This is a genomic window from Rhodoferax sp. P2_H8_2 (assembly GCF_056403235.1).
Window position 1 is genome coordinate 525,274 of sequence record NZ_JBFUFW010000001.1, and the last position, 10,696, is coordinate 535,969.

Below are 10,696 nucleotides of genomic sequence, written 5' to 3' on the forward strand. Positions count from 1 at the left end.
CCACCACTTTGGCAGCGATGGGCCTATTGCAAAAGGCAGCTGATAGCACTAGTGGAGTTGTTCTTGTTGCCAGGGTTGGCAATTTTTATGCCCTGGCCGCTTTGTTTCAGGATCTTTCGCCTCGCCACCCGATTTGACTTCCTATACCGTGACCCGGTACACCGGGGACTTGAGCAAGCGGAAAAGTTGGGGCAGATAGAAGGCGACCGCAAGGTGTGGGCGCAGCATTTGCGGCTGGTAAGACTGGTTGATCAGGCGGATTTATTTTTAGTCAAAACCCGAACCAATGCATGGCTCGCGCGTCATGTAAACGTCGAAGGCAATTGGCCTGAAGCGGGTAAGGCCGGATTTCTGTGCTGTTTTCATTGGGGGGCCGGCATCTGGTCCTTGCGCCATGCACGGGCCGCGGGCTTGCAGCCCCACATGATGTTGGCCCGTTTTGAGCCCAAGCAATATGCCGATCAGCCAGTGGTACTGGCCAGCGCTTTGGCGCGCATTAAAGGAGTAGCAGACGTTACCGGGCACGCCACCATTGACCCCTTGTTTGCGCGTCAGCCCATCCGGGAGATATTGGCTGCACAGGAGCAGCTCGTGGCAGTGTTGGATGTGCCTGCCGACTCAGTTCGGTCCAGCAGCACGGTTGCACTGCTTTCGAACAAGGCCTTCGTGGCCAGCGGCTTGTTGGGTATCGCGGTGGAGCAACAAGTCCCCATTACCCTGTTTAGTATGGACATCCATATGCAGACAGGCGCACGGCGCTTGCGAATCAACCCTATTGGCACTTTCGATACGCTTGATCAGGCCATGCATACCGTATTTTCTGATTTGGACCGACTCATTGTTGAGGCCCCGCACCTGTGGCACTTTTGGGGTGAAGTGCCACGCTTCTTCAGCTCACCGGATCGATAGACCCGTCAGGCTTTCACCCAATGGTGCTCCAGGCGGCACAGGCCCAATTCCCGCGATTCCCCGGAAACAGCAAACGGCAACTCCACCTGATCGAACACTCGCAAGCCCTCCGGATCCATGGCATGGGATCTTGCGTTGTAGTAGCCGGGCAGGAGTGGTAAGTTTTCGAATTCAATACTGAACCGGTAGCCGTTTGGTGTGCCGTCCGACTCCAGTAAGTAGCTATCCATGTCACTCACCACGCCGTAGACGGGCGTTCCGTCTGCGCGAATGATCGCGACTGCGACGTTTGGCATGCGTCCATCCGGTGTGTAGACGCGGCCCGATACGCGTAGCACCCCACCCATGTTGACAACGACGGCGTCGTTCTCAGGCTGGCCATTCAAACGCATTTCGCGCACTTCATAAGCCCCGTGGGCATGTACTGTGGGCGCTGATTCGTCCTTGGAAGCGACCTCCAAGGGTAAAGGCTGCTTGCGGGATTTCGCTTCATGCCAAGCCAGGTAAGCACGGGCGACATCTTGTGAGCCCCCTTGCATGAAGACCCGTCCTGAATCGATCCAGATGGCATGCTTGCACAGCTTCTGTATGTGGTACATGCTGTGGGAACACAGCAATAGTGTTCCACCCTGCGCAAGGTAGCTTTCGAGCCAGGCAACACATTTCTTCTGGAATGACTCGTCTCCTACCGCCAGCACCTCGTCAGTAATCAGAACGTCTGGCGTAACGCAGGTGGCAACGGCAAACCCGAGGCGCACCACCATCCCGGAGGAGTAGTGCTTGATGGGTTGATCGATGTAAGCCCCGATGTCCGCAAAATCAATGATGCCGTCCAGTTTCGCGAGCGTGTCTGCATGGCTCAAGCCCATCAGGGCACAGGCGAGGAAAACATTCTCCCGACCGGTGTATTCAGGGTGAAATCCTGCTCCCAATTCCAGCAAGGCCGCGATACGGCCGTGCCGCTGGATGGTTCCGCTCGTCGGGGAAACAACCCCCGCAATCATTTTGAGCAAGGTGGACTTTCCGGCCCCATTCACACCCACGATACCGAACGACTCGCCCTTGCGCACACGGAAGCTCACGTCCTTCAGTACCGCGCGTGTATGGCGCGGCTCGCGGCCAAAGAGGCGGGCAAATACCAGTCCCAATTTGCGCGTGCCGCTTTGCAACATGGGGTAGCTCTTGCCAACCCCCCGCAACTCCAGTACAACAGCCCGCTCTGCGCTCACAGCATGTCCTCAAAATACTGGGCCAGGCGATTGAAGAATTTGCGGGCCATGGCAAACGACAGGATGCACACCAGAAGAGTGATGCCTAGCCCCACCCAGTCCACCGGTACAGTGTTCAGCAAGGCACTCCGCAAGGGCTCCAACATATGCACCAGAGGGTTCCACTGCATCACCTCACCCATCCAATGCGGAACGGTTGCGGTGGTGTACAAAATGGGGGTGAGATAGAACAGGCCGCTCATGACCTGCGATAACAGTTGCTCCACGTCGCGGATATACACCTGCAGTGCAGCCAACACAAATGCCACGGTCAGCGCAGTAAAAAACAGCGAAACCAATGAAACCAGTATGGCGGGTAAATCCCCGAAATGCACGCCCAGCCCGCTTATGCGCAGCAGCAGCAAAACGAGGACATAGCCCCCCAGTTGCACCACAAAGCTGGCCAACACCGTACTGAGCACCAGCAATTCCTGCGGGAAGTTCACTTTTTTGACGATGGATGCATTGTTCTGAATGGCGACCACACCCCTGCTGACAGCGTCCTGGAAGGCCAGCCAGGGCCACAGCGCGGCGGCCACGAACAGCACATAGGGCTGGTTCTCGGCTACCCGAGCAACGCGCACCTTGAAGACATACTCGAATACGATGCCATAAATGGCCAGCATGATCAGGGGGTGCAAAAACCCCCACGCTACGCCCGCCACGGAGCCGGCGTAGCGGTTTTGCAGATCACGCTTGACCAGGGCCAGTAGCAAGGCCCGGTGCTGCCATGCCACGGCCATGGCGCCCCCCATTTTCATACCTGCTACTTAGCTCCGGCTTGCGCCTTAGTAAATGCTGCAATGGCGGCCGGTTCAAACTTCGCGTCTTTCAAAACACGATCTCTCTCCGCAATACGTGCGTTGGTCAGCAGGGTTTGTTGGGCCTCTTTCATCAACGCCTCCTTCACCTCTTCAAACGGTTTGACACCGACCGGCTTACGTTCGCCGAGCTTCAGGATATGCAGGCCAAATTGCGTCTGGACGATACCACTGAGGTCGCCAGGGTTCTTGAGGGCGAAGGCCGCTTCTTCAAACTCCTTGACCATGCGGCCATGCGCTGCAAACCCCAGATCGCCGCCCTTTGCAGCCGAGCCGGGATCGTTGGAGCGCTCTTTGGCCATGGTCGCAAAGTCAGCCCCTGCCTTCAGTTCGGCTAGCGCACGCTGTGCTTGCTCCTGAATAGTCGTATCCGGGCCACGGAACAGAATGTGACTGACCCGCACCTGCTCAGGCGTTTCAAATTTCTTGGGATCTGCCTTGTAGCTGCTGAGTGCATACGCCTCCAGCGCTTGCATTGAAGGCTGATTCGCCTGGTCGACCTGCGACAGGCGGTAATCCGAAAGAATGCGATCGCGCGCCTGTTGCAGCGCAGCCTTGACTTCGGGCAGTTTGTCAAGTCCGGCCTTGGCCGCTTCATTGGCAATCACGCGCCGCACATACAGATTGGCCGCTAGGTTCTGCGCCGTCTCCACTTTTTCAAAAGTCACAGCACGCGCATCTGGTGGGACACGCAGCACCTCCACATTCAGATCGTCGACCGACACTGCGGCCCCACGACCGCTCACCAAGGTCTGGGCCGATGTGATTTGCACCAAGCCACTCAACAATACCATTCCCAATACACGTTTCATGCTTCTTCCAATCTCAAACGAAAAAAAGGGCGGGGTTTCCCCCGCCCTCTCACTGGAGCCTCAGGTTACGAATTAACGAACAACCTTGGCTGGCCAAGCAAAGCCGTAGTTCACCGTACCGTTAACGGCGCGGATGAAGGCATTGGCAATCACTGGCAGACCGAGTGTACGGACATTCGCAGAAGTCAGGTCCCATGTAGCCCAAGAAGCATCGTAACCGGCAGCAAAGGTCACGTCGGTGCGAGCCAAGGATGCTGTCAGAGCCGTGCTAGGGTTGGTGATACCACCTTGATTGATGGACACCACCGATGTTTCACCACACAGTGCCAGAACCGTAGGAGAACCAGGCACGTTAGGCGAGATCACGAAAGGAGTGCCAGAAACGCCGGGAGTTGTTTCTTCACGATTGAACAAACCAGCTGCGATATTGTCAACCGCAGTGGCAGGCGCAACGCGATAAGTAACCACACCTGGTGCATTGACGTTGGTCACGCAAACTTCACGGGCCATTGTGCCAGAGCCAAAGCCTGTACCAGCAGTTGCGTAGGCGTCAGTCGCTGCGGGAGCGAAAGGCTGGTACACAGCAGCAGCCAAGACACCAGTGGTCAGGTTGGCGTTATTGGTAGCAACAGCGGCCTTGTAGTTCACAGCCACATGGTAACGGCGTGTAGGCTGAGCAAACACCACTTCAGTCGCAGCAGCGATGCCCGATGCGGTCACAACCTGGTGCGCCAGTGTCTTGACAGACAAAGCAGCTGTTGTGGCAGTAGCGCGAACTCCAGAGAGCTCGCCAGCAACAACGCTGGTGGACAAGTCAGGCAGATCATAGTACTGAGGAGTCACAATAGCAGCCGTACCGGTGGATGGAGCGGCACCAGCGGGGCCTGCCAACAACAGAGGGTCAGCCGAATAGGTTCCAGTGGCAACACCAACGGCGTCGCGGGCAGTGCCAGCAGCGGTGGGCGTACCGAACTTCTGAGGCCAGAACACCAGAGAGGACGTACCATTCACACCAGCAGCACCAGCAACGTCTTTTGCCTGCAGGGCCGTGGCAGCACCAGACCATGCGGATGTGTTGGTTTGGTTGATGATGATCCAGTCAGCAGAGATCATGCCTGTAGGAGGTGTCAGGCCCTTGGCGATCATGTTGGCAGTCGTGTCATCGGTACCCAGCTTGGTGTCCAGAACTGTGACATCGCAGGTTGCAACGTCGCTGGCGTGCTTGATGGTGCCGAACAGCGTAGCAGCCTTTTGAGCAGTAGTACGGGCATCATAGGCAGCTTCAGTACCCGACTGGCCAGCATCAGCAGCACCAGTATAGGACTTTGGAATGTCACCCATGGTGATGATTTCAACATAGCCTTCCAGGGTCTGGCTGTTCACAACAACGCCAGTGGGAGGGGTTGGGTCGACACGGTTTGTGCTGAACAAGCCGTTCTTAGCAGCTGCAGGCAGAACGCAGGATGCGTCTGTGGAAACCAGCTTGGCGACACCAGTAGCGTCCTTGGAGACGGCTGCAGTCCAGACGTCACCGGGAGACAGGGCCAGCGTGAAGTCATACAGATCGTCAGAGTTGGCGGCGCCACGGAAACGCACCTTCACCAGCTTGCCGCGCTTGACGTCGTGGTTGGTGATTTCGATCAGGGTTGCATTGGTGCCCTGAGCGGTGAAATAAGGAATGATCAGCTGATGACCGATACCATCGGGATTGCGCTCCAGAACGGTAGCAGCAGGAACAGCCACGGTGTAGCTGCTGCCAGCCAGAGCGGCAGTTGCGACAGGCGCAAGAACGGCCGCATCAGAAATGGCAAAAGCCGACGTTGCAAAACCAAAACCACCAAGTGCGGCGGCGACGCTCAATGCGAGTGTACTTTTTTTCATGAAGACTCCAGTTAAAAAAGGATATTAAGCGCAACTCTAAAGTTGTTAACGCCTAAGAAATTCTAGCACAGCCCTTGTGCCACAAAATATAAAAAAATGGGCTTTCAATTCCTAGATGTTGAGTTTTTGCAACAAGTCGATAAGGAGGCCTCCCTTAGTTTTTTATCGCCAGATGAACTTTGCTTACAACTTTTCAAACATCCACCACTTGCCGTCTTCCAGAACCCATGTCTCATCCAGACTGGACTTGACAGTTGTCTTGATACGGATAGGTGTCTCGAACTTGCTCTCCAACTCGATCTGCACTGCGCATTTCGACGGCTCGCAGTCTACACGCAAAACCTGTGCCGCAACCCATTTCACAGAGGCGCTCTGCTTACCACCACGAAATATTTCGAAAGAGTTGATTTTGCGGTAAGAAGGGGTGGCAAAGGTATATGCCTTTGTAAGATCGCCCTCAACCAAAGCTTGCCAACGCTGGGCGGCCAAGGCGCGAACTATCTCTTCAGGAGGCTGGGCCGTAGCTGCAGGACCAGACGCGCATCCCGCTAGCAAACTTATAGCAGCCATCGCCACGACGGCAACCGCACTGCGCATACCCACTGTTTTGACACTATTGACTGACATGTTTTTACGTTTCTCCACTCTCATTTCGTAGTTTCAATGCCCCGCTCTTTCGAGACAGCCGCATCATCCATTGGTTTTATGGCCTCAGGCCACTCTGTTACCAATCCTTTCATTTTTTCACGCAGGCCCGCAGACACATTGCGCAAATCCTGCTCGGAGCGCACCACCTGCGGCGTGATGACCACCAACAGTTCGGTCCGGTTGGTATTGGTTGAATTGGACCCAAATAGTTTGCCAACAACGGGCAAATCCTGCAACCAGGGCAGCCCTGCTTTGCCAACAGTTTTGTTTTCGCGGATCAGGCCACCCAGCACCAGGGTTTCACCGGAGCGCACAGCGACACGGCTGCCAATCTGACGCTGCTGGAACGAGCGCTGTCCGGTCGCGGAATCTACTGCGCCCACGTCGCTGACGGCCTGGTTGATCTGCATGGTCACCATGCTGCCAGCATTGACAGAGGGCGTTACCGTGAGGCTCACCCCGGTGTCCTTGTAGGTAATGCTGCTGGTAATGGTGGCGTTCAGGATGGTTTCGCCCGTGCGTATCGGCTGTTGATCGCCCACCATGATGCTGGCGGTGTGGTTGTTCAACACCATCAGCGACGGGCTGGAGATGACTTTCACCAAAGATTTCTCCGCCAGCGCATTGAGTACGGCCTTGACATCGCCGCCCGCATTGCGCAGCGTGTAAGAAAAGCCCGCTGTCGCGGCGCCCAATGCGGTATCGGCTGCGTTACGAAGGATGCCGGTCCCGATGTCACCACCACCCTTGCCTTCGGAGAACATCCACTGCAGCCCGTATTTCAGGTCATCCGTCAGGGTGACCTCAATGATGCTGGCTTCGATCAGGACCTGCGTGGGTGGGACATCCAGCCGTTTCAGCGTCGCTTCGACCTTGGCGAACTCGGCACTGCCACTGTAGACCAGGACGGCGTTGTTGATCTCATCGGCAATGACACGCACCCCGGAGTTCAGGGTGACTGCGGAGATGCCACTGCCCTGCACGGTGCTGGCGCCGGCACTGGATGAAATCGCGCCGACCGCCGTCCCGCTTGCGGCAGTACTGCCACCCATGGGCGTCAAACCAGGCGCGACGCCGGTCTTGGTGCTGCCCGTGGCACTGGCGGCAGTGGTAGTGCCACCATACAAACCGCCGAGCACATTGGCGAGATGCGCCGCAGAGCCGTTCTGGACCTGGTAAACAAATAGCTGTTGCTCGCTGCTATTGAGACCGGGTTTGTCGAGTTTTTCTATCCATTGTTTCGCCTCATCCAGGTAGGCCGCGCGCGGCGTTACCACCAGCACGCTGTTGATGTTTTCCATCGGGAATATGCGCAATGCACCGCTCAGTGGCAGGGCTGCGGACGCGGCCGCGGCAGATGCAGCACTGGAAGCCGCTGAGGGGGCCTGGCCGCCCGAAGGAGTGGGGGAAGACACGCCACTCAACAAGCGCAGCGCAAAATCGACGTCCTTGGCTGAAATGAATTTCAGCGGGAAAACACCGACCGACATGCCCTTGAGCAAGTCCACGTCAAAGGTGGCCACCATGTCGAGCCAGCCCTCTGCCTGAGCGCGGGTTCCCGCCAGTACCAGCAGATTGCGCACAGTATCCACCCGCACGATGGCTTCGGGCGAGGCCAGAGGCCGAAGGATGGTCGCCATCTCGGCGGCGCCAATGTATTTCAGGGGAACAATGATGGCGCCACTACCCGGAGGAAGGGGTGAATTCTTCACCGCCTGGCGGATGGAGGGAACAATTCCCTTGATGACTTCCGGGCGGCCGATGTGGTAGGTGCCACGCGAATCCACTGCGAGCTGGTAGCCGTTGGCCTGCAGCGCGTTTTCCAGCAGCAGCATGGCGTAATCGGCACTCACGTTGCCCTGTGTAGACAATGTCAGCGTGCCGCCCAGCGGTGGATGGATGACGTAGCTGACCTTGGCAATTTCGCGCAGTACGGTGTGCACCACTTCTGCCAGGGGCGCCTCCTCAAACCTGAGGCCGGCCTCAGGCCCGGTAATAGCGGCAACAGGGTTTGGTGGCGCGATGACGGTATCGTTGCCACGGATGATGCGCGGCTCGGACCCCGCAGGCTTTGCAATGTCTTGCGCCATGGCAGACCCTGCAGCCCATACGATGGCCATCACAAACGCGGCGATTTGAAGAGTACTTTTCATTGAATTGGGACGCATGCTAAGGCTTTTTGGAAGAGGATTGGCTCATTTTTGCGCGCATGGCAGCCACTCGGGCTTCCGTATCGGCCCACTCAACGCTCTGCCGTTTGGCAAGTTCTGCCTGCTGGGGGCCCAGTCCGGCAGGGGTGGCTGGCCCACTGGTAGTGACGGCACCGGCCTGGGCGGTAACACTGAGCGAAGCGTATTCAAGCTTCAGCACCCGTGTTTCCGACCCCCGGGAAAATGTGGCTTCGCGGTCTCCCACCGCCGTGAGCGACCAGTCACCCAGGCTTTCATTGAGTTTCAGGCGCTGCGTTTTCCCCTCTGCGCGCATCAGCACGATGGGCGACTCTCCTGTTATCAGTCCGAACAGGCGGGCTTCGGTCAGTGTGTCGGACGCGGCAGCTGGCTTGTCTGCAGCGACCACGGGCGCGGCGCGGCGATTCGGGGAAAACAGGGGCCGCTCCAGCGAAGCCGCATAGAAAGCCGGGTCACCACTGAACATGGCGCTCTCGACTGTCAACGCCGGGCCAATCTCTGGCGCTAAGGGCGCAGGGGCGGTCCATTGGCTATTGCGGATTTGCCCTTGGGTGTCAACCCACAGGGCTGCGACGCCTGCCAGCGCAAGCAGATTGAGGGCAAGCAAAGTACGTGTAGGCGTGAGGATCATGGTTTGGCCCGCAACACGATGAAATTGAAGCTGCCCGTCATGCGTACGTTGCTGGAAGCCCTGGGTTGCCCCTGCGCCTGCAGCGACACGCTCTCCACCAGGACAGCAGGGGTTTGGGCTTTCAGCTTCAACAACGCAGTCTGTATGTCAGGCTGCGTCCCTTCGACGAGGAACACCAGCCGTATACGCTGAAATCCTTCGCTGTCTTTGGGGTCCAGCACTTGCGCGCTGACGATGGAAAGATCACCGACCTCAAAGGCAGAGCGAATCAGTTGCTGTGCCTCATTGCCGGCCCGGGCAGCATCTACGGAAGCGGGGTAGAAATAGCGGTTAACCGTCACCGCAGCGCTCTGGGCTGCGGCCTGAAGCTCCGGCTGTCGGGCAATGATTCCCTGCAGCCTCGCATGGCGTGGCTCCAGTTCCGCCAGACGCGACTGGGCCCGCTGGTGCGTATGCCAGACGTACCCCGCCAGAACCAGGAACGGCAGCAACAGCGCCAGCACAATGAGAGACTGCAAAACGGTAATGCGCACAGGTTGTTTCGTCATGGTGCGCCAACCCCCGCAGACGTGTCCAGGCTGAACTCGACAGTGAATGCTTCCTGCTCAGCACCGCGCTGTTTGGTCGCGGCGACGGGTGACCGCACGGCTTTGACGCCAGCCTGCGCTCCCAGTTGCTGCATCAGCACCGCTGTATTGGGTGTCTGGCCACTGATGGCGACCTTGTCGCCCTGAACCTGCAGTGATGAGAGGTAGGTGTTATCGGGCAGCAACTGGGTTGCCCGCAGAATGGCCACCTCCGGATGCACTGTGCCTTTGAGCTGGGACTGGAGCAATTGCGCCTGCTGTTGGTACTTCACCAGTTGCTCACGCTGCTGGACCGCTGCGCCCGCAGCGGCTTGCAATGCGGTATAGCTGTTGCCGGCCTGGATGGCCCTGAGGTGCAACTGCATCGTCGGGGTGACGGCCGCTACGCAAAGGATGACCAACAGCAACAGCAACAGCCCAAGGTTAAGGTTGCGCCATCTGCGGGACAGGATATTTCGTGGCTGGGTGGCGCTATCGCTCAAAACCACCATGACTCCGCCCGGGGCCTTGACCCACCATTCAGGTGCAAACTTGTGGGTTTTTGAACCCTGCAGTTGGGCCAAATAGAGGGCGACGAGCTTGCGAGAAACGATCGCGACCTCCGTCTGGACGCTGCCAGCGGCGCCGGAAGCGGGGCTGGTATGCCCCCATACGGTGTCTTCTGCTGCAAACGGACTGTGGGTACCGACCTGAAACGCCAGCGCAGAAGATATCTCTTGCGGTCCAAGCGCTGGCAGCTCAACCGTTTGCCACAGGACCAAGTCCTCTGGCAGCAGGTATCCATCAAACATAGGCGGCTGGCTGGACGCGGCCCGCTGACGGCCGGGTGAATCCACGAGGTTGCGGGGAACACCGTCCGGAAAAATGACGCGGGTGGCGTAGGCTGGCGTGAACCAGCGGAGTAGCGGCCATTGCGCGATACCCTTCCAGGCAACTGTGAAATCACTCAC

The 10,696-nt window shown here is 57.9% G+C and carries 10 protein-coding genes; 1 reads left to right on the plus strand and 9 read right to left on the minus strand.

Features of this window, described 5'->3' with window-relative positions; translation table 11 throughout:
* The first annotated feature begins 63 nt into the window (after window positions 1–63).
* Entirely contained in the window at window positions 64–909 is an 846-nt protein-coding gene (locus AC1DV6_RS02560) for a hypothetical protein (RefSeq protein ID WP_477974802.1), read from the plus strand.
* Window positions 910–914: 5 nt separating this feature from the next.
* Here AC1DV6_RS02560 and AC1DV6_RS02565 read toward each other — a convergent pair whose 3' ends face one another.
* The 9 genes from AC1DV6_RS02565 to AC1DV6_RS02605 all read right to left on the minus strand — a co-directional run bounded on the left by AC1DV6_RS02565 (window position 915) and on the right by AC1DV6_RS02605 (window position 10,696).
* Window positions 915–2,081 carry an ABC transporter ATP-binding protein gene (locus tag AC1DV6_RS02565; protein ID WP_477974804.1) on the minus strand — a complete coding sequence of 389 codons (1,167 nt, stop codon included), beginning with the start codon at window positions 2,079–2,081 and terminating at the stop codon, window positions 915–917.
* A 53-nt stretch (window positions 2,082–2,134) separates the two neighbouring features.
* Window positions 2,135–2,920 carry an ABC transporter permease gene (locus AC1DV6_RS02570; protein ID WP_477974805.1) on the minus strand — a complete coding sequence of 262 codons (786 nt, stop codon included), beginning with the start codon at window positions 2,918–2,920 and terminating at the stop codon, window positions 2,135–2,137.
* A 23-nt stretch (window positions 2,921–2,943) separates the two neighbouring features.
* A complete protein-coding gene (locus tag AC1DV6_RS02575; RefSeq protein ID WP_477974807.1) occupies window positions 2,944–3,810 on the minus strand; it encodes a peptidylprolyl isomerase in 867 nt (288 codons plus the stop codon).
* 72 nt (window positions 3,811–3,882) lie between these two features.
* Entirely contained in the window at window positions 3,883–5,691 is a 1,809-nt protein-coding gene (locus AC1DV6_RS02580) for a hypothetical protein (protein WP_477974809.1), read from the minus strand.
* Window positions 5,692–5,874: 183 nt separating this feature from the next.
* Window positions 5,875–6,342 carry a hypothetical protein gene (locus tag AC1DV6_RS02585; protein ID WP_477974811.1) on the minus strand — a complete coding sequence of 156 codons (468 nt, stop codon included), beginning with the start codon at window positions 6,340–6,342 and terminating at the stop codon, window positions 5,875–5,877.
* Window positions 6,339–8,492 (minus strand): type II secretion system secretin GspD, encoded by a 2,154-nt coding sequence (gene gspD, locus AC1DV6_RS02590; protein WP_477974813.1) that lies wholly within the window; start codon window positions 8,490–8,492, stop codon window positions 6,339–6,341. Before gspD ends, AC1DV6_RS02585 begins: the two co-directional genes overlap by 4 nt.
* A 16-nt stretch (window positions 8,493–8,508) precedes the next feature.
* Window positions 8,509–9,159, minus strand: coding sequence for a hypothetical protein (locus tag AC1DV6_RS02595; protein ID WP_477974814.1), 651 nt, complete (start codon window positions 9,157–9,159; stop codon window positions 8,509–8,511).
* Window positions 9,156–9,707: a type II secretion system protein GspM gene (gene gspM / locus AC1DV6_RS02600; protein ID WP_477974816.1), complete on the minus strand. Its 552-nt coding sequence runs from the start codon at window positions 9,705–9,707 to the stop codon at window positions 9,156–9,158. Before gspM ends, AC1DV6_RS02595 begins: the two co-directional genes overlap by 4 nt.
* The gene (locus AC1DV6_RS02605; protein ID WP_477974818.1) at window positions 9,704–10,696 is read right to left on the minus strand and encodes a PilN domain-containing protein; all 993 of its coding nucleotides are present in this window, start codon (window positions 10,694–10,696) and stop codon (window positions 9,704–9,706) included. Before AC1DV6_RS02605 ends, gspM begins: the two co-directional genes overlap by 4 nt.